Source organism: Limnovirga soli (genome assembly GCF_013106755.1).
GTDB lineage: Bacteria > Bacteroidota > Bacteroidia > Chitinophagales > Chitinophagaceae > Limnovirga > Limnovirga soli.
The window spans coordinates 45839-67691 of record NZ_WHPF01000008.1 but is presented as its reverse complement, the minus strand read 5'-3'; the positions used below and the strand labels follow the sequence as shown (position 1 = coordinate 67691).

Sequence of the window (21853 nt, the reverse complement as noted above, 5' to 3'; positions counted from 1 at the left end):
GCATGCAAACAAATGCCATAGGAAAATATCGCTGGACAGTAGTAACACTGCTATTCTTTGCCACTACCATTAATTACTTAGACAGGCAGGTGCTGGGTTTACTAAAGCCCACATTGGAAAAAGAATTTGCATGGACAGAAAAAGATTACAGCTATATAGTAATGGCATTTTCGGCCACCTATGCGCTTGGGCTAATGCTTATTGGACGGGTAATTGACAGGATTGGCACCAAACTGGGCTATACTATTTCTGTAATAGTATGGAGTATTGCCGCCATGCTGCATGCGTTGGTAAAAAGCACATTGGGCTTTGGAATGGCCAGGGCACTTTTAGGTATTGGCGAAGCTGGTAATTTTCCTGCAGCTATAAAAACAGTGGCAGAATGGTTTCCCAAAAAAGAAAGGGCATTTGCAACGGGTATTTTTAATTCGGGTTCCAATATAGGCGCGGTGGTAGCACCCATTATGGTGCCGGCCATTTTAGGTGCCTATGGATGGCAGGAAGCATTTATTATTACCGGTGCCATAGGTTTTATATGGTTGATATTTTGGATATATTATTACGAGGTTCCGGCCCGTCAAAAAAAACTATCGGCAGCAGAGTTTGCCTATATCCACAGCGACGAAACTGACAGCAGTAATACACAAGCAACCTCAATTGCCTGGCACCAACTATTCACCATTAAACAAACCTGGGCATTAATAGCTGGCAAGTTTTTTACCGATCCGATTTGGTGGTTTATGCTGTTTTGGCTTCCCTCCTATTTTTCCAGTACGTTTAAAATAGATCTTACGCATCCCGGCTGGCCACTGGTAATAATTTATTCTGCCACCACCATTGGCAGTATTGGTGGAGGATATTTATCCTCGTATTTTATACAAAAAGGCATGGCCATACCCAAAGCCCGTAAAACAGCCATGTTATTATTTGCCTGCTGTGTAATACCGGTAATATTTGCGCAGTTTACCAACAATATGTGGGTAGTTGTTGCCATAATAAGCCTAGCTGTGGCAGCGCATCAGGCCTGGAGTGCCAATATATATACGGTAGCGTCTGATTATTTTCCCAAACAAATGGTAAGTTCGGTAATAGGCATTGCGGGCATGAGCGGTGCAGTAGGTGGTATTATATTCCCTTTAATTATTGGCATAGTGTTAGACCATTTTAAAACACTGGGCAATATTACTACCGGGTATAACCTGCTTTTTGTAGTATGTGGTTGTGCCTATTTACTGGCCTGGTGTATTATGCACTGGCTTACAAAAAATGCGGTAGTGGTTAAAAAATAATGTAGCCGGCAACACAATATATATTTGGCTTTACTTGCCACGCTCGGTTCAGGGTTCCACTTTTATGGCAGCAAAATGTTTTATATAGAATAAAATTTGCATACAACTATAAATTTTTATAGAACAAATTTGGCTTTTACGCATTTTTTTTTAACTTTATTCGCTTGAACATCATTAAATCCAATGTTCAGGCTATTAATCCGGTATCTGTTTCATTAATTTTTACGGCATTTTAAAACAACCCTCCTTGTTTTAGAGTACTGGCAAATGATTAAATGTAGTCCGTTCTTATGAATAACCTCAAACAGGAATTTTACATTCACATCATCGAGCATGAAGCTATCTTTGATTTCATTCAGGAGTCATCCCTTGATGGATTTTGGTATCAGGATATGCAGGATACCAATAACGTATGGGTAAATCCAAAATTCACTCAAACACTAGGTTTTCCTATAGACAGTATTATTACCTGGCAAAGCAGAATATTTCCTGAAGATCTTGCCATTGTTAACGAACAGGCACCCGAGCATTTTAAAACAGCTGATACTCCTTTTGAAGCCATCATAAAATACCTGCATAATAACGGTTCTACCATTTGGACAAAATTCAGGGCAAAAGCTATAAAGGATAAATATGGCAATATAACACGTATGTTGGGTGCACATGTTAACATAACCCAACATAAAGAAAAAGAAATTGAGTTAATCAATACTTCTAACCGCTATAAAGAGATTTTGGGCAACTCGGGTAATATGGTGTTCATACTCGACCCCAACTATGTATACAAGGAATATTACCAAAGTGCAGAAGATGAATTACTCTTTGGCTCTGCAGAATCTTTAATGGGTAAATCCCTTTTTGAAAGTGGATTTCCGGAACAGGTAACTACCATTTTAAAAAATGCAATTGACGGTGCATTACAAACCTGGAAACGTAATCAGGCAGAGTATTTTCTTAGCATTAATGGCAATACATATTGGTTTGCCGCAACAGTATCTGCAGTAAAAAATATTGCCATCAACACCATTGATGTTATTTGCGTAATTAGAGATATTACTACCAAGAAAAAAGACGAAAGAAAATTACAGGAACTGGCATTGGTAGCATCAAAAGCCACCGATGCTATTGTTATTGCCAATGCAGAAGGAAAGGTAACCTGGGCCAATGATGCCTATCAGCAACTTACCAAATTTTCTTATGAGGAAATCCTGGGTAAAAAACCCGGAGAATTATTACAGGGCCCCGAAACTGATCAGGAAACTGTGAAAAGAATCAGTGCTGCATTAAGCAATAAAGCTTCTGTTACAGAGCGCATTATCAACTATACTAAACACGGAGAAAAATATTGGCTGGACCTTACAATTAATCCGGTATTTAACGACAATGGTATCCTTACCAATTTTATTGCGGTAGAAAGAGATATTACCCAAAGGCAGAATGAAGAAAATGAAATACGGTTTATTAAGGAAATGCTGGAGCAAACCAATGAAGTAGCCAAAGTTGGTGGATGGGAAGTTAACCTGATTACCAATACAGTATTCTGGTCAACAGTAACAAAAGCCATACACGAAGTGGCAGATGACTTTAATCCCTGCATTGAAACAGGTATTCAATTTTACAAAGAAGGCGAAAACAGAAATACCATTACCCAATTAATGCAAGAAGCTATTACTATGGGTACAGCTTTTGACGTGGAACTACTACTTATTGCCGCAAATGGACAAGAGAAATGGGTAAGAACCATTGCAAAAAGCGAAATCATCAATGGGCAATGCACCAGGGTTTATGGCACTTTGCAGGATATAAACGATCTTAAATTTGCTGAACTGGAAGTTAAAAAAGCTTCCGATTTATTAAAGAAACTTTCCCAACAATTACCGGGTGGATTATTCCAATACAATCTGTATAAAGACAATACATTCAGTTTGCCATTTGCCTCAGATGGTTTGAAAAAAATCCTGGAAATAACTGATGAAGATATTATCTCTAACACATCGGTAATTTTCCAAAGGGTACATCCTGACGATCTGGAAGGGGTAATAGCATCAATGAATACTGCTGCAAGGGAAATGAGCCAGTGGCATCAGGAATTCAGGATTGTAGCTCCTTTAAAAGGAGAAATTTGGGTAAGGGCAGAAGCATTACCCGAAAAAGCCACTAACAGCATTATATTTCATGGATACATTCAGGATATTACCGGCCACAAAGCATCAGAGCTCCAAATAAAACACGCCAACGATCAGTTCTCTTTAGCAGCCGATGCAGCTGGTTTTGGCGTTTGGACCATATCGCTTACAGATAAAAATAATGTGTGGGATGATATGATGTATAAATTATACGACACATCCCCGGATGAATATACTGATGTTACAGATGCCTGGAGAGCAAGGGTGCATCCAATGGATTTGGAAATGGCTATAAAAAGTATTCAGGCGGCTGTGATGAATGATCACGACCTGAATGAAGAATATCGCATCATCTGGAAAAACGGTGAGGTACGCTATTTAAAAGCCTTTGCCAGGGTAGCCAAAAATGAAAAAGGCTACCCCGTAAGCATGACAGGTGTAACATACGATATTACAGAACAGAAGAAAATGGAAGAATCTATTATCAAATCTGAATTAAAATTCAGAACACTATACGATTCAACCAGCGATGCGGTATTACTGGTTAACGAAACAGGTTTCTTTGATTGTAACAGCGCGGCAGTTAAGCTTTTTGGCTGTAGCTCCAAAAAGCAATTATGTAGTTTAAAACCCATTGATGTAACACCTGAATTCCAGTTTAATGGAGAAAAATCAGAAGAACTGATAAAAAAATACATGGTTAAAGCCCGTGCTTCGGGAACCATGCAATTTGAATGGCTGCAAAAAAGAATTGATACCAACGAAACTTTCCCTGCCGAGGTTTTATTAAATACCTTTTTATTAAACGAGGAAATTGTTGTACAGATTGTTGTTCGCGATATCTCAAAAAGAAAACAAACCGAAAAAGAAATTCTGGAAGCCAGGGAATTGGCCATTGCCGCCAGCAAATCCAAATCAGAATTTCTGGCTAATATGAGCCACGAAATTCGTACACCACTAAATGGTGTTATTGGTTTTACTGATTTATTAATGAAAACAAAATTGGATGAAACGCAGCAGCAATACATGTCTACGGTATTCCAATCTGCCAATTCATTATTGGATATCATTAACGATATACTTGATTTTTCTAAAATAGAAGCAGGCAAGCTGGAACTATCCTTCGAGCAAACAGATATTTACGAAGTATGTGGTCAGGTTGCAGATATGATCAAATTCCAGGCGCATAAGAAAAAACTGGAAATGCTGCTCAACATTGCCCACAATGTACCCCGCTATATTTGGGCTGATACCATTCGTATCAGGCAAATCATGGTTAACCTATTAAGTAATGCGGTTAAGTTTACACAAGATGGTGAAATAGAATTAAAAATTGAATTGCTTGGTAATACAGAGCCCGATCAGTCACAGCTTCGCTTCTCTGTTCGGGATACCGGTCTGGGAATTGATCCAAAAAATCAACAAAAAATATTTGAGGCCTTTTCACAAGAAGATGCTTCTACCACAAGAAAATTTGGTGGTACTGGCTTAGGACTCACCATATCCAATAAGTTATTATCATTAATGGGTAGCAAACTGGTGCTAATAAGCGAACCAGGCCATGGCTCTACCTTCTATTTTGATATTAGCGTTCGCGATATGCAGGGCGAAGCAGTAGAATGGGAAGCAATCGATCATATTGAATCAGTGCTTATTGTTGACGACAATACCAATAACCGCCGCATATTACGCGATATGCTGGCACTAAAAAATATCCGTTCACTGGAAGCAGCCGATGGCCGCGAAGCGATAGCCATGTTACAATCAGGCCACGCATTCGATGTAATACTGCTCGACTTTACAATGCCCGGCCTGGATGGAATTGAAACCATACGCATTATAAGAAATGAACTGGAAATGCACCATCAGCATATTATTTTGTTATACAGTTCTGCCGATGATGAAAAAATTAATGCAGCTTGCATAGAATTAAATGTGCCTCACAAAATGGTAAAACCTATTAAAATTCAGCAGTTATACGATGCCCTTTCCAGGCTTCAAACCAAAAAGGAAAACACCCCTATTGTCATTGCAGAAAAACCTGTTGTTACCGAAGATCATACCCCTGTAAAAATTCTGGTTACAGACGATAGCCCTGTAAACATGATGCTGGCCACCATTATTTTGCAGGGCATGCTACCTTATGCAACATTGTTTGAAGCCGAAAATGGTAATCAGGCAATTGATATTTATTTAAAAGAACAACCAGATATTATTTTTATGGATGTGCAAATGCCCGAAAAAAATGGCTACGAAGCCGCCACAGAAATTAGGGCAATGGAAAATGGCAGCCGCATTCCCATTATTGCACTTACCGCAGGTACCGTAAAGGGTGAAAGAGAAAAATGCATAGAAGCCGGTATGGACGATTATATCACCAAACCCGTGCTGATTGAAACCATTGAAAATGCAGTTAAAAAATGGTTGCCTCATCTTACTATTGTAGCTTCAAACTAAAATTAATGGTATAAATCTTTGGGGCTTCCGGCTATATCAATCTAATCAAATAAAGTCCGGGCTTTTCGTTGCAAGTCCTCGCTCACTGCGTTCGCTGCGGGCTTTCCACTGCAATCCCGCAGCCATTCAGCTGTATCATATTAATCAGCAAACAATTTTATAAAAAACAATGCCTGCCATATGGTTGTATGGCAGGCATTGTTTTATTTCTCTTTTTCTTATTAGCCCAAAAACTGGTTGTGTATATAATCCACCACATCAATAAGATTATTGGTTTCTTTATATACGGCCAATTGCCTGTCGGCACCTGTACCTTTCTCCAGCATATTGTGTACATTATTTAAAACATGACGGCTACCCAATTCATCCACTACATCATCAACAAAATCCAGCAATTCATAAATTAATACCCGGGTATTTACTTCAGATTCTTTACCAAAGTCAATTAAGGTTCCATCAATACCATAACGGCTGGCCCGCCATTTATTTTCATTTAATAATGCACGTTGGTACATCATAAAATTCATATTCTGGCTGCGTAGTTTATATAGCTTGGCACAAATTGCCTGAAACAATGCCGCAATGGTAATGGTTTCATCAATCGTCATTGGTATATCGCAAATACGAAACTCTACCGTATTAAAGAAGGGATGCACCCTTAAATCCCACCATATTTTTTTGGCGTTATCAATACAGTTGGTTTTTATAAGCAGGTTTACATAATTTTCATATGCTTCTATGCTTTCAAAATAATCTGGTATACCTGTACGTGGAAACTTATCAAATACTTTGGTTCTAAAAGATTTGTACCCGGTATTTCTGCCAATCCAAAAAGGCGAGTTGGTACTTAAAGCATACACGTGTGGCAAAAAATAACGGGCCGAGTTGGCAATATGAATACCCATTTTACGGTCTTCCATACCAACGTGCACATGCAAGCCAAAAATAAGGTTGCTTCGGGCAGCTTCCTGCAATTCGTTTACTATTTCGTTGTAACGGGCATGATCGGTAATTAGCTGGCTTTGCCAGTGGCTAAAAGGGTGTGTACCGCTGGCACCAACCCATAAACCCAAATCACCGGCTATTTGCGAAATAGTACTGCGTAAGGTAGAAACATCTTTATAGGCTTCTTCAATATTCTGACAAATATCGGTACCTACTTCTACCACGGCCTGGTGCATTTCGGCCTTTACTTTGTCTTTTATTATTTTTTGCCCTTCGGTTACAATTTTTTGTTCATGGCTTTTTAATTCACGTGTAACAGGGTCTATAACCATGTACTCTTCTTCTACCCCTAATGTAAAATGTTTATAACTAAGATTTGCCATAGCCTTATATTATTGCTGAATAGTATTGTTGCCGTACAAGTGAGTGACACAAGCGGTGCCGGGCTTTATTGTTTTGCCGGTAACACCTGTATACTAACCAACCTATGGGTACAATGCCTGTTTTAAAGCACTGCGTTTTATGTACTCGCCCCAGGTAAGATTATCTGCATTGTCTACATGTGCCAGCGCTTTTTCAATAGCGTAGTTGGCAGCGGTTTCTACCACCCATGCAAAATTCTCTTCGCCTACACTGTTGCGGTCGGCATCGGGTGCAGGGTTACAAAAATCAATGGCATAAGGTACACCATCGCGAATGGCCAGTTCTACAGTATTAAAATCGTAACCGAGGTATTTGTTTATGCGCAATACAATGTCTTCCATCTCTTTCAACCTTTCAGGCGATGGAGAGAAATCGGCCACATAACGCAGATGATGCGGGTTACGTGGCTCGTAAGGCATGATGCGTACATATTTACCACCAATGCAATAGCAACGGTAATACTCGGTAAAAATAATTTCTTCCTGCAGCATCATAACCAGCTGACCGGTTTCGGCATGCTTATCAAAAAACTCTTCTATGCTGTTGAGCTTATATACGTTTTTCCATCCGCCACCGGCAAATGGTTTCATGTAAGTGGGGAAACCGGTATAGCCAAAAATCGATTCCCAATCCAGCGGATATGCCAGATTTGAAAAAGATTTTTCGGTGGTATCATCCGGTAAATCACGGGAAGGCAGAATTACTGTTTTTGGTACCGGCACACCAATTTTTGTAGCCAAACAGTTATTAAAAAACTTTTCATCTGCGCTCCACCAAAAAGGATTGTTGATCACTGCTGTACCACAAATTGCCGCATTTTTAAGATAGGCCCGGTAAAAAGGGATATCCTGGCTAATACGGTCGAAAATTACCGCATACTCGGTAGGTTCGCCTTGCATTACCTTATCAATACTTACCGACTCGGCAGTAATACCCTCGATATTCTTACTATTTACTCTTTCTACAAATGCCTGCGGAAACGTGCGTTCCTGACCGTGTAAGATGCCAATTTTTTTCATACTAAAACCGGATTAAGTGTTTTAAAATAGAATTACAATATAGAGAACTAAAATGAAATAAACCGCAACACCCTAAAAAAATTCTTTTTGCCTTACAAAAACCAGTTTCCTTATTTTTGAAAATATGGCGCAGGAGAATTTGAATGTAAGCAGTGTTTTGGTTGAACGTAGCAGCATCACCTCAACTTATTTGGAAAGAACCGTTTTAATTGATGCGTATTTACCCACCAATATTGCCAACCCATCGCAACTAAGTTTACTATTAATTAACGACGGGCAGGATTTGCCAAAAATGCCTTTTGCCAATATTCTCGGGCAATTGTTATTGCAAAATGCCATTGAACCACTGGTTTGTATTGGCATTCATTGCGGCGAAGACCGCAGAATGGAATATGGCACCGCCAATACCCCCGATTACCTGGGCCGCGGCGGTAAAGCCACCGCATATACCAATTTTATTTTTGAAGAACTTATACCCTTTATACAGAAAACCTATGCCCTTAACAGTTTTAAAGAAAAGTCTTTTGCTGGTTTTTCCCTGGGTGCTTTAAGCGCTATGGATATTGGCTGGAACCACCCACACACTTTTAGTAAACTGGGTTTATTCAGTGGCTCTTTCTGGTGGCGCAGTAAAGCATACGAAGATGGCTACAACGATGACACAGACCGCATTATGCACCAGCAGGTAAAACTGGGTAACTACTCCCCTCAATTGCGTTTCTTTTTCCAGTGCGGTGCTTTAGACGAAACCAAAGACCGTAATAATAACGGCATCATCGATTCTATTGATGATGTGCTGGATCTCATCAGTATGCTAAAAACAAAGGGCTATACCGATGAGCAAATTAAATACCTGGAATTACCCGATGGGCAGCACAATGTAGAAACCTGGGGCAGGGCACTACCTGCATTTTTGCAATGGGGCTGGGGTAAATAAAATAAGTAAAAATACCTCTTGGGGCTATATACAGTACATCATGCATCAGCTGTATATCGGGCTATACGCTGCAAGTCCTCCTTCGCTGCGCTCAGTCCGGGCTTTCCGCTCCTATCCCGCAGCCCATCAGCAGTTGCAATAAAAATGAGCTATTTGACTTTAACGGCATTCACCAATTTTTCAATAGCAGTAACCACCTGTAAATCGCAACGGCCACCCTGTGTGCTGGCTTTTTTTAGGGCTGTGGTTGCCGCTGCCTTCCATTGGGTAGTAGGCTGTGCTTTTCCATTCAAATATTGCATGGCCTGCAAACCATAACCTGCAATAATAGATAAGTTTTTAGACAATATCACCGCCTCCTGTAATACCGGAGACCGTTGCACCAGCTGCATAAATGCTGCATCATTTTCCTGCCACAATTGTAAATGCCCGGTAATTTCCTTTTGCACGGAAACTTGCGGGTTAACCAAATAAGCATCCACCAAATTCCTGAAGGAACGGGCCACTTTTTGGTCGGGGGTAGCTACATCAGCAATCTTGGTATAGGGCGAAAATACATTGTACATGGTATCACCTTCGTTACGTTCGTAAATTTTCAATGGCTCAATCACATCTACCAATACTTCCAGGGCTTTGGTATCATAGCCGTTGGAAAGGCGACGCATCAGCATGGCTTTATTTTTCAGGTGGGTGCTACCCAATTCTTCCAGCCTAAGGCTAATTATATCCAAACGCCTGTACATATCATTTACATCCCGTATCTCTTTTGCCGACCATAACCTTTCTGCAATAGCAGCCGTTCTGGGCCAAATACGCGAATCTACTGTTTCGGCTGTCGTATGTTCCGTCCACATGGTGGCTTCTCCGCCCAAAATACGTTTACGTTCTTCATCGCTAAGTAAAATACTATCCGGTGCCGGATCTACCAGATAATGATAATCAGCCGGCTGTATTAAATCAATATAATAACCGGTTGATAACAGGGCGGTATATCCCTGTTTTATTGACGCATAAAATGGATCGCCACCTCGCCAGGATTGTATAACAATATCCTTAGGCACACCCGGCTGTAATATTTCATCCCAGCCCATTACCTTTTTATGGTATTTATTAAGTATTGGTAATAGGCGGCTGTTAAAAGCTGTTTGTAAATCGTGGCCATTGGCAATGCCATGCTGCTGCATATATGCTTGTATAGATGGGCTGTTCTCCCAATCTTTCCCCGTATTCTCATCTCCGCCAATATGAAAATAAGCATCCGGAAACAAGGCTGCCATTTCGCCAAATAAAGTATCCAGAAATTGGTAGGTGTATTCTTTGGTTACATCCAGGGTGGGGTCAAAAACACCATAATAGCGTTGCAATTCATATTTTCGGGGTATACTGGCCAATGCAGGATAGGCTTTTATCATGGCGGTAGCATGGCCGGGCACATCTATTTCGGGCACTACCCTAATGCCTCTATCGCTGGCATAGGCAATGATTTCTTTTACTTCATCCTGTGTAAAAAAATTGCCCTCGGCTCCCAGCTGCGTTAACAGCGGGTATACTTTCGATTCTACCCTAAAAGCCTGGTCTTCGCTAAAATGAAAATGAAACACATTTAGTTTTACTGCGGCCATTCCATCCAGTGTGCGTTTTATAACATCCATTGGCATCCAGTGCAGGCAAACATCCAGTAATAGTCCGCGCCAGGCAAAACGAGGTGTATCGGTAATATTTACACCGGGAAAATAATAGCCCTGCGCATCTACACTTAATATTTGTAATAAGGTTTCCATGGCATGTAAAGCACCAAGATCGGTTGGTGCTGTAATGCGAATTTGGGTATCACTTATTTGCAGCTGGTAGCTTTCATCTTCATACAATTGTAGTTGGGCAGGTTGGTGCACTTGCACTAATAATGTGGCATTGTGGCTGGTATCAATATTGGCAATATTCCCTTGTTTAAAAAAAAGTCCAACTCGCTCATCCAGCCTTCTTAACGTACGGGTAGTTGCGCTATACACTCTTTGGCCAGGATGGCCCACCACAGCGGCACTAAAAGATTTTACTACCCTGCACTTTGCATTATTTGTTTGTACATGTGCCGGCATGGGCATACCATTTAGCACATTATTTTGCGCGTTTACTGCATTAGTGCACCACACCAAAAAAAGCAGGAAATATATTTTTCTCATAAAATCAAATTCCATTTTTTGCTGTTTTAAATGGTGCCACAAGGCTGGAACGATGAACCGAGCGTGGCAAGTGCCGATGCTCGAAGAACCCTTGCCCGTAACATAAATATACTATTTGCATAGTTGCGTTTACCCATTTACAAGCGGCCTGCTGCGGGGCAGCACCGGGCTTTTCGTTACAAGTCCTCACTCACTTTGTTCGCTGCGGGCTTTCCACTGCAATCCCTGGCCGAAATGATGCATAGGATTACCATTCTTTAAAGTAATTTTATCTATGCTGCCGGTTTATGGCAGTTTATCAAGCTTATCAAATATCTTTCATTTGTTTTAAAACGGTTCAAACACTTTGCATAAATATGAATAAGATTACTGAGCAACCATCGCACCACAGGCACCTGGAACAAAAATCGATACAGGAAATTACGGCACTTATAAACCATGAAGACAAAACCGTAGCACTGGCCATAGAAAAAGCATTGCCCCAATTAAACCTGCTGATTGCACATATTACCCATGCGCTTAGATCTGGTGGGCGTTTGTTTTATTTGGGCGCTGGCAGTGGCGGCAGACTATCGGTATTGGATGCCATTGAATTGCCTACAACTTATGGTATAGAAAAAGGAATTGTAAACGTAGTGCTGGCAGGTGGTGTAGATAAATTAATAGATGCCATGGAGCAAATGGAGGATGACCCTAATGCAGGCTGGCAGGCACTTGAAGAGAAACAAATAAACTCAAAGGATATTGTGCTGGGTATTAGCGCCAGTGGTACAACTCCATTTGTATTAGGCGCTTTGGAACAGTGCGCCATACATGGTATTACTACGGGCTGTATAGTAAGCAACCCGCAATCGCCCATTGCTGCGGCTGCCACCATACCTGTAGAAGTAATTACCGGTCCGGAGTTTATTACCGGCAGCACCCGCATGAAATGCGGCACTGCACAAAAAATGATTTTTGATATGATCAGTACCACCACCATGATACAACTGGGCAGGGTATTGGATAATCAGATGGTGCATGTGCAACTTATCAACAATAAAATTACCGACAGGGCAGTACGCATGCTAATGGACAAGGGAGCCATAACCGATTATGAGGCGGCCAAAACCTTGCTGTTGGAAAAAGGAAGTGTACAAAAAGCCTTAGAACATATTAGCGCAGCAAACAACTAAAAATAACCACCAGCAATATGCCTGAAAAGCCATTCCCTGCGGCAAGCGAAAACAATGGAAGCATCATAATTATTGGTGCTTTGTTTTTTATTTTTGGGTTTGTTACCTGGTTGGGCTCGGTGCTGATACCTTATTTAAAAATTGCCTGTGAGTTAAATACTTTTGCCTCTTATTTTGTAGCATTTGCATTTTATATTTCCTATGCATTAATGGCTTTACCAGCTGGCTGGGTATTACAAAAAACAGGGTTTAAAAAAGGGATGATGCTGGGCCTGCTGTTAATGGCTGTTGGCGCTTTATTGTTTATTCCGGCGGCCTATGCCAGGTTTTACCCGGTTTTTTTATTGGGCCTATTTATACAAGGTGCCGGACTTACCATTTTGCAAACGGCATCTAACCCCTATATTGTTTTATTAGGTCCACCCGAAAGTGCAGCTAAACGTATTAGTGTAATGGGTATTTGCAATGGCATTGCCGGAGTTACCGCCCCATTAATATTGGGTAGTATTATTTTACAGGATGCAGACCATTTGCAGCAATCGTTGGGTGGATTAACAGCAATGGCAAAAGCTGCCGAATTGCAGGTGCTTGCTAACAGGGTAATTGTACCTTACCTGGTAATTGCACTTTTACTGGTAGTTATGGCGGTATGGATTTATAAATCGGGCCTGCCCGAGGTAGATGCAGATCCGGAAACAAAAGGCGATGATACAGATACATCCATTGAAGCCAGGAGCATATTTCAATTTCCACACCTGTTAATGGGTGTGCTTACCCTATTTTTATATGTGGGCGTAGAAGTAATTGCGGTAGACACCATTACCAGTTATGCCGCCAGCATTGGCATATCGCTTTCGGTGGCAAGGTTTTTTGCCAGCTTCACCATTTTAAATATGTTATTGGGTTACCTGATAGGGATTATTTGTGTACCCAGGTTTATACAACAACAAAAGGCCTTGCAAATATCTGCTATTGCCGGTATGGTGTTTGCGTTGGTGGCCTTAAGCAGCAGTGGGATTGTATCTGTAATTTTTATTGGCTTATTGGGCCTGGCCAATGCGTTGTGCTGGCCCTCCATTTGGCCATTGGCTATTAATGGACTGGGCAGGTTTACCAAACAAGGATCCTCATTATTAATCATGGCCATTGGCGGCGGCGCCATTCTACCCTTGTTATACGGCAGACTTGCAGAAAACTATTCTCCACAACAAGCCTACTGGCTGGTAATACCCGGTTATTGCTGCATTTTATTTTATGCCATCAAAGGACATAAGTGGAAGGCTGGAAAGGCGTAAAGAATAATACCTACAACTAGTATTGCATTTAATTTGTACAAAAATGATCCAAAATGCTTGGTATTTACAGAAGGGCTAATGTCAAGTAAATTTTTAGATCATTGTGTTTCTTAATGATTTAATTTCTGGCAATAAAAATTAAAAGACACTATTCAACCTGAATTCAATTCTTTACTTTCTTTTCGATCGAAAATTATTTAAACAAAAAAAACAATCCCAAGTTTCAATTGCAGCCGAAAATTAAATAATCAGCTATTCAGAAGATCATATATAAAAAAGCAATTTTAAGCAGATTTTTTTAAACAAAAACTCCAGCACCTACCAAAATATATAATTTTATTGTATGTAATTTTTAGCTAACTTAGGATTGGCTATTTGATTAAATTTTGTGAGCAACACTTAACCCGTGCAACGGATATTTATATGTATCTGGAATAAATAACCATACCTTATACAGATTATCTCCGTACGCTTTAATGCAGACTTATGGAACCAAAAGACTTTTTGTATGAAAATGCAAAAGCGCTTTTTAATAATGCGCCATTCGGCTATTTCTGCTGCGATAAGGATTTGGTATTAATAAGCGCCAACACCACTTTTTCACATTGGATAGATTCTACTACCGATTTAAAAGAAGGAGATAAAAAACTATCTGACTTTTTTAGCGAAGAAACACTTCATCACTTTACTGATTTTTATTTACCCCCTTTATTTTCGACAGGATTTATAAAAGATTTTATAATAACCCTTAGACTACCAAATACAAACACTATTACCCTAATATTAAACAGCGATGTTTGCAGGGATGAAACTGAAAATATAATACTTATCCGCACCACCGCTACAAAAATAACCCCTGAAGATGCCACATATAAAAAAACAGAGGGGGCATTAATAGAAGCTAATCTGCAATTAGAACTGGCACAAAAAGTAGCTAAAACCGGGCATTGGACTTTTGACCCGCAAACAGAAAAATACAATTTTTCTAAAGAGTGTTTACGCATTTTTGGGTTTGACAATGACTTTGATGGCAGCTATGCTATGTTTATGGGCATCATTCATCCTGATGATTTAGGTAAGCTTGCAGAAACCCGGGAGAATATTATTGCCGGTGAAACCTCATTTCAAATTGACCACCGGATTATACTTAAGGACGGCAGTATTAGATGGATTAACACACAATCTGTTGTTGACAGAAATGATACAACAGGGCAAATGTTTTTAAGGGGTACATCTCAGGATATTACGGATAGAAAAAAAGCAGAAGAAAAAGTTAGAAATAGTGAAGAAAAATACAGGCTTATAGTTGAGACAGCCCAGGAAGGTATTTGGATGATTGATAAACAAGATTGCACCACTTTTGTAAATGGTGCAATGGCAAACATGCTGGGCTATTCGGTAGATGAGATGATGCGAAAGGAGCTTTTTTATTTTATGGATGAGGCAGGAAGAAAACTGGCACTGGAGAATTTAGAGAAAAGAAAAAAAGGTATTCCTGAGCAACACGAGTTTTGCTTCATTACCAAAAACAATACGCCGCTATGGGTGTTGATTGAAACCGGCCCCATGTACAAGAACGGTGAATATGACGGCGCACTGGCTATGGTAATGAATATTAATAACCGCAAGAAAGCCGACGAACAAATAAAAAAACTAAATGAAGAGCTCGAGTTTAAAGTAAATGAACGTACCAGGGATTTGAAGGTGATGACAGAACGCTTTTCCATGGCAAAAAAGGCAGCCCATATTGGTGTATTTGACTGGGATGTGGTGAATAATATTTTGGTATGGGATGAGGAGATGTATGAGGTATTTAATGTGCCTTCCAACAAATTTACCGGCGCTTATGAGGCATGGGAAGCGACCGTACACCCAGACGACAAAGACATTAGTAATAAAAAGGTACAGGAGGCACTTGAAAGCGGCAATGAACTTGATTTTGATTTTAGAATTATTTGGCCCGATAAAAGTATTCATTTTATTAAAGGTTACGGATTTGTGCAAAAAAACGAAATGGGGGCTCCTATAAGATTGATTGGCATGAACTGGGATATTACCAATCAAAAAAGTTTGGAATTGAGGCTGGAAAAAAGCAAAAAAGAACTGGAGGCATTTTCTTATTCCGTATCGCACGACTTAAGAGCACCTCTTAGGGGCATTGATGGATGGAGCCTTGCTTTACTGGAAGATTATGGTCATTTACTGGATGAAACTGCCATGGCCTATTTAGAAAGGGTACGTACCGAAACCCAAAGAATGGGTGTTCTTATAGATGAGATGTTGAAACTATCTCAAATTGCCAGAACGGCATTAAAAAGGGAATTAGTAAATATGAGTGTTATTGCCAACAGCATTATTAACCGAATAAGGGATTTAGGCAATACCCCACCGATTATTGCCCATATTTCAGATAATCTTATAACAGAGGGAGATGCCAATTTATTGGAAATTATGCTTACTAACCTAATTCATAATGCAGTAAAGTTTTCTGGCAAAAAGGAGGAAGTAACTATTTATTTTGGAAAAATTGCTATTGAAGGAAAAGCTACATTTTACATTAAAGACAGAGGTGTTGGTTTTAATATGGATAAGAGTAAAAAACTATTTGGGGCTTTTCAGAGAATGCATAAGCAATCAGATTTTGAAGGTACTGGAATTGGCCTTGCCACAGTGCAAAGAATTATAAGTATGCATCAGGGTACTGTTTGGGCAGAAGCTGAAATAAATAATGGAGCTACTTTCTTTTTTACTTTACATGAGTAGCAAGGATTGGGATTGGTTTGAATTGATTTTTGCTGACATTCATTCTGACGTACAAGTGTGCGACGCAAGTAAAGCTTAATAGCATTTTTGCTGTGTGGCCAATGTTAAAAATTAAGCAGTTTGGTTTTAAATTATATAAGATAGGCGTAGTTGTTTTTTAAATGATTTAACTTAGAGAAGACTGCTGCCATAAAATAGTTTACAATGAATAATAAAACAATTCTTTTGGTAGAAGATAACCAAAGTGATATTGCATTAACCAAAAGAGCTTTTAAAAAAGCCAATATTGCAAACCCATTGCAGGTGGCAGAAGATGGTCAGGAAGCACTGGATTATTTATTTGCTGAAGGGCCATTTAGCCAAAGAGATAAAAATGATTTACCTACCATTGTATTACTTGACCTTAAATTACCGATAGTGGATGGCTTAGAAGTATTAAAAGCGATTAGAGGCAATATACTTACCAAAAGATTGCCTGTTGTAGTACTAACATCATCTAAGGAGGAAATGGATTTAGCCATAAGCTATGATTTGGGCGTGAATAGTTATATAAGAAAACCTGTAGATTTTACCCAATTTGCAGAAGTTATTAGACAACTTGGGTTGTATTGGCTAGTATTGAATGAAGCTCCACCTCAACCACTTTAAAGTACAACCATGAAACAACCCTTGAAATTATTACTTATTGAAGATAATGAAAGCGATGCAGCGCTATTAATTAGACAATTGGAAAAGTCTAATTACGACGTAACCTTTACACGGGTAGAATCGATGGCCCTATTTGAAGCAGCGATAGGTGAAAAATGGGATATTATTATTTCTGATTACAGGCTGCCAGGTTTTAATGGTTCTGATATATTGAATACGCTGAAGCAGGTGGATGAAGACACTCCTTTTATATTGGTATCGGGTACGGTAGGGGAAGAAATTGCTGTTAGCATGATGAAAGCTGGTGCTAATGATTACCTAATGAAGGGCAACCTGCTTAGATTAGGAGCTGTGGTAAAAAGAGAACTGGAAGATGCCGCAGACAGAAAGATGCGCAGAAAAACGGAACACGACCTAAACACTTTTTTAAATACTACCATTGACATTATTGGCATTACCAACGAGAAGGGCTATTTTTTAAAAGTAAATAAAGCCTTTACCAATACGCTAGGCTATACAGAAAAAGATATTTATGCCATCCCCTATATTCAATTTGTTCACCCGGATGATAAAGCTGCCACCACTATCATTGCTGAAAAATTGTTTAAAGGATCCATTATTGAATCGTTTATTAACCGTTATCAGGCCAAGAATGGGAGTTATAAGTTTATTGAATGGAATGCGACTCCTTCCGGAGATTCTTTTTACTGTGTGGGCAGGGATATTACCACCAGAATACTTACCGATGAGGCTTTGAAAGAAAGCAGTATTTTGATGTTGCAGGCCCAAAAAATGTCTCATATGGGTAATTGGCAATGGGATTTAACATCAGATGCCGTTACATGGTCGGAAGAGTTATTTAATATTTTTGGCCTTGACAAAACCAATTTCAATCCTTCATTTGTCGGGTATTTGAACTTGGTACATGAGGAAGATAAGGATAGGGTGAAACGGCTATTGCAGGTTGCCATAGAGAAAAAGGAGCAGATTGATTTTGAAGAACGTATTATAAGACCAAATGGGGAAATACGCCATTTAAAATCATGGGGATTGGTTACCCTTGACGAGTTTGGTCAGCCAGTTAAGATGTTTGGGGCCTGTTTGGATATAACCGAAAACAAACTGGCTGAAATAAAAAATAAACTAGCCGAAGAATCAATAAAAAAAGAACGTAACCTGTTAAAAACACTGATTGATCATTTACCAAATTCTATTTATGTTAAAGATATTAAAGGCCGGAAAATTATGGCCAACCCCGTTGACTTATCTTTTGCAGGTGTAAGCAGTGAGGCTGATATGATTGGAAAAAAAGACACGGAAATATTTAATGAAGAAGCCGGAAACAGTTTTTACAACGATGATTTAAGGGTATTACAAAATGGAGAAAGAATTATAAACAAAGAAGAAGTTTTTATTAATAATAAGGGATTTACACAATGGCTACTGACTTCGAAAGTGCCACTTTATGATGAGCAAAAAAACATTTCAGGGTTACTTGGTATTGGCACCAATATTACCCAACTAAAAGCTGCTGAAGACAAGCTAAGGGAAAGTGAAAACCGGCTGCAATCTGTATTAAACAATGCACCATTTAGCATTTGGATAAAAGACCTGAACAGAAAATATCTAATGGCCAATTACTCCTATCAGAATATAATGAAACTGCAGGAGTTGGATTTGCTTGGCAAAACTGATGATGAGATTTTACCTGCTGACATTGCTGCCATTTCTGTTGAAACAGACAATGAGGTAATTGATTTTCAAACTCCGGTAACCTATGAACAAACCTTATGTATTCAGGGTGTTTCGTACGATTTAAACATTATTAAGTTTGTTATACCTGATGAAGAAGGAAAGCCTACTGCTATTTGTGGAATGGCTACAGATATTACCGAACGTAAAAAAGATGAAGCCAGAATTACAGAATCAGAAAACAAATTATCAGCATATTTTAATAGCTCGTCTGATTCGATTGTGCTTATCAGCAATGAATACACCATACTCACTTTTAATAAGGTGTACGAAAGATTTGTTAAGCATCTATTTGACATACAGGTAACAATTGGTGATGATATAAGAAAATATATACACTCAACAAGCCTTATTGACTTTCACAAGGATATACAAGCTGCACTAAATGGAAGTATTGTTCAAAAAGAATATCAATTGCCCTTTGAAAAAAATAATGGCTGGGTAAATTTCTCGGTTGTCCCCATACAGGATAAGTTAAAAAATGTTATAGGTGTAGCACTTACATGGGTTGATGTTGATGCCAGAAAAAAAGCTGAAGAAGATATTAGAAACAGCGAAGAAAAATTCAGGTCATTAATTCATAACATTTCTGATATTATTACCCTTGTTGATGAAAACGGATTAATACTGTATGAAAGCTCCTCAATTCAGCAAGTACTTGGTTATACGGAATATGAATTAATTGGTACTAATGTTTTTGACATGCTACATCCTGATGATATTGTTAAAACAGCTAATGAATTTAAAAGTTTAGTAAAAGAACACGGCTACTCTCCTATTGTGGAGTTTAAATATAGAAGCAAAAGTGGGAAATACCTGTATATGGAAGCGCAGGGAAATAACCAGTTAAAAAATCCTGCCATAAAAGCAATTATAATTAGCTCACGTGATGTTACAGCACGCAAGCAGGCAGACGAAGCCATTAAAGAAGAACGAAACCAGTTACGTACCCTAATTAATAATTTACCCGATGCCATTTATATTAAAGACATTAAGGGCCGTAAAATAATTACCAATCCGGTTGACATGGAAATTATGGGCGTTAAGGATGAGTATGAAATAATTGGCAAAACAGATATTGAAATATTTAAAGATGCCAATGGAAGAGAAGGATACTGGCATGATATGCAGATTTTGCACAGCGGAATACCTATTCTTAATCAGGAAGATGTTTTTATAAACCGAAAAACCGGTAAACCAGGCTACTTACTTACCTCTAAATTGCCCCTGTATAATACTTCAGGTGAAATTATTGGATTGTTGGGTATTGGCAGAGATATTACCGAAAGAAAAATAGCAGAAAATGAGCTTAGAATAAGTAATGAGCGCTACGAATATGCCACCAAAGCTACATCGGATGCTATTTGGGATTGGGATATACAAACCGGCAATTTATATTGCGGAGAAAATTTCACTATTTTGTTTGGATACGACACCACTGATAGTGCAAAAAACATTGCCATTTGGTTAAAAAACATTCACCCTGAAGATGCAGAGGGGGTAATCAATAAAATAAAAGCACTTATAAAAAGCAAAGAAAATAGCTGGACAGATGAGTATCGCTTTAGAAAAACAGATCGCAGCTATGCCTACGTGCAAAACAAAGGGATTGTAATTAGAGACCCCGAAGGCAAAGCCGTTAGAATGATTGGCGCATTACAGGATGTTACCGATAAAAAGAAAAGCGAAGAAGAAAGAAAACAGCTGATAACAGAATTGCTTAAAAACAACAATGAATTGCAGCAATTCTCCTATATCACCTCCCATAATTTAAGGGCGCCACTTACCAATTTAATTTCATTTGTAAACCTGCTGGATATAGAAAAAATTACTGACGACAGAAGCAAAAAGCTCATTTCAGGCTTTAAAAACTCTACCTACCAGCTAAATGAAACACTAAATGATTTAATTGATATCCTCATCATCAAAAAAAATACTACACATGAATATGTAGAAGTTAACCTTACCAATACTTTTGCCAGCGTAACCAATTCTATTAAATCGCTAATAAAAGCTTCAAAAGGCAGCATAAATGCCAATTTCAGTGCAGCCAACATAGTATTGTTTAATAAACAGTATATGGAAAGTATATTTCTTAATTTAATAACCAATGCCATCAAATATGCACAACCAGGCAGGGCATTAATATTAAATATCTCTACACATATTCACAATGGCCATATACAACTTATATTTGCAGATAATGGTTCCGGCTTAAACATGGATAAGGTGAAAAATAAAATTTTCGGCTTACATCAAAAATTTCACCGCCACCCAGACAGTAAAGGAATTGGCCTTTATCTGGTACATGCTCAAATTACATCACTGGGTGGTAAAATTGAAATAGATAGCGAAGAAAATAAAGGAACCACATTTACAATAACCTTCAAACAAACCGAAGCATGATACCTGTTGTAATGTGTGTAGACGATGATGATATGGTGCAGGTATTAAGCGAAATAATGCTTAATGATACACAATTCTGCAGTAAAATCATTCAGCTGCAGGACGGCAAATTTGCCTGCGATTATTTTGTTGAGCAAATGGCAAAACCAGCAGCCGAAAGAGAAATGCCCCAACTCATTTTTTTAGATATTAATATGCCGGTAATGGATGGCTGGGAATTTTTGGATGTATTTGCCAACGACTACCAATCGCTTCATCAGCAAATAAAAATTATTGTGCTTTCTTCCAGCGTTAACCCTTTAGACGAAGCCAAAGCCAATAACCATCCACTGGTACTAAGCTTTGTGCCAAAGCCACTAACTATCGAGTATCTTGAAACGCTTAAAAACCATCCGGCGGTAGCAAATTACTTTCATTAATCTATCCTAATCATTATTG

General features: G+C 39.0%; 12 protein-coding genes. 9 read left to right on the top strand and 3 right to left on the bottom strand.

What is annotated here, in order from left to right; translation table 11 throughout:
• Window positions 1-2: 2 nt before the first annotated feature.
• Both GD597_RS12390 and GD597_RS12385 read left to right on the top strand, forming a co-directional pair.
• Entirely contained in the window at window positions 3-1289 is a 1287-nt protein-coding gene (locus GD597_RS12390; protein ID WP_171608186.1) for an MFS transporter, read from the top strand.
• Between the two features lie 290 nt (window positions 1290-1579).
• On the top strand, window positions 1580-5872 hold the full coding sequence (locus GD597_RS12385) for a PAS domain S-box protein (protein WP_171608185.1): 4293 nt from the start codon (window positions 1580-1582) through the stop codon (window positions 5870-5872).
• A gap of 221 nt (window positions 5873-6093) precedes the next feature.
• On the opposite strand, the gene GD597_RS12380 is transcribed toward GD597_RS12385, so the two are convergent.
• Together GD597_RS12380 and GD597_RS12375 are read right to left on the bottom strand one after the other, a co-directional pair.
• Entirely contained in the window at window positions 6094-7200 is a 1107-nt protein-coding gene (locus GD597_RS12380) for a carboxylate-amine ligase (RefSeq protein ID WP_171608184.1), read from the bottom strand.
• 102 nt (window positions 7201-7302) lie between these two features.
• On the bottom strand, window positions 7303-8259 hold the full coding sequence (locus tag GD597_RS12375) for an ATP-grasp domain-containing protein (protein WP_171608183.1): 957 nt from the start codon (window positions 8257-8259) through the stop codon (window positions 7303-7305).
• Between the two features lie 124 nt (window positions 8260-8383).
• On the opposite strand from GD597_RS12375, the gene GD597_RS12370 reads away from it, so the two are divergent.
• Window positions 8384-9196, top strand: coding sequence for an alpha/beta hydrolase (locus GD597_RS12370; protein ID WP_171608182.1), 813 nt, complete (start codon window positions 8384-8386; stop codon window positions 9194-9196).
• A 149-nt stretch (window positions 9197-9345) separates the two neighbouring features.
• On the opposite strand, the gene GD597_RS12365 is transcribed toward GD597_RS12370, so the two are convergent.
• Window positions 9346-11376, bottom strand: coding sequence for a beta-N-acetylhexosaminidase (locus GD597_RS12365; protein WP_171608181.1), 2031 nt, complete (start codon window positions 11374-11376; stop codon window positions 9346-9348).
• A gap of 356 nt (window positions 11377-11732) precedes the next feature.
• On the opposite strand from GD597_RS12365, the gene GD597_RS12360 reads away from it, so the two are divergent.
• The 6 genes from GD597_RS12360 to GD597_RS12335 all read left to right on the top strand — a co-directional run bounded on the left by GD597_RS12360 (window position 11733) and on the right by GD597_RS12335 (window position 21834).
• Window positions 11733-12551, top strand: coding sequence for an N-acetylmuramic acid 6-phosphate etherase (locus GD597_RS12360; protein ID WP_171608180.1), 819 nt, complete (start codon window positions 11733-11735; stop codon window positions 12549-12551).
• Window positions 12552-12568: 17 nt separating this feature from the next.
• Window positions 12569-13846 carry a sugar MFS transporter gene (locus GD597_RS12355; protein ID WP_171608179.1) on the top strand — a complete coding sequence of 426 codons (1278 nt, stop codon included), beginning with the start codon at window positions 12569-12571 and terminating at the stop codon, window positions 13844-13846.
• A gap of 486 nt (window positions 13847-14332) precedes the next feature.
• Window positions 14333-16609, top strand: coding sequence for a PAS domain-containing sensor histidine kinase (locus GD597_RS12350; protein ID WP_171608178.1), 2277 nt, complete (start codon window positions 14333-14335; stop codon window positions 16607-16609).
• A gap of 204 nt (window positions 16610-16813) precedes the next feature.
• Window positions 16814-17257 carry a response regulator gene (locus GD597_RS12345; RefSeq protein WP_171608177.1) on the top strand — a complete coding sequence of 148 codons (444 nt, stop codon included), beginning with the start codon at window positions 16814-16816 and terminating at the stop codon, window positions 17255-17257.
• A 9-nt stretch (window positions 17258-17266) separates the two neighbouring features.
• A complete protein-coding gene (locus GD597_RS12340) occupies window positions 17267-21415 on the top strand; it encodes a PAS domain S-box protein (RefSeq protein WP_171608176.1) in 4149 nt (1382 codons plus the stop codon).
• The gene (locus GD597_RS12335; protein WP_171608175.1) at window positions 21412-21834 is read left to right on the top strand and encodes a response regulator; all 423 of its coding nucleotides are present in this window, start codon (window positions 21412-21414) and stop codon (window positions 21832-21834) included. Before GD597_RS12340 ends, GD597_RS12335 begins: the two co-directional genes overlap by 4 nt.
• Window positions 21835-21853 lie beyond the last annotated feature (19 nt).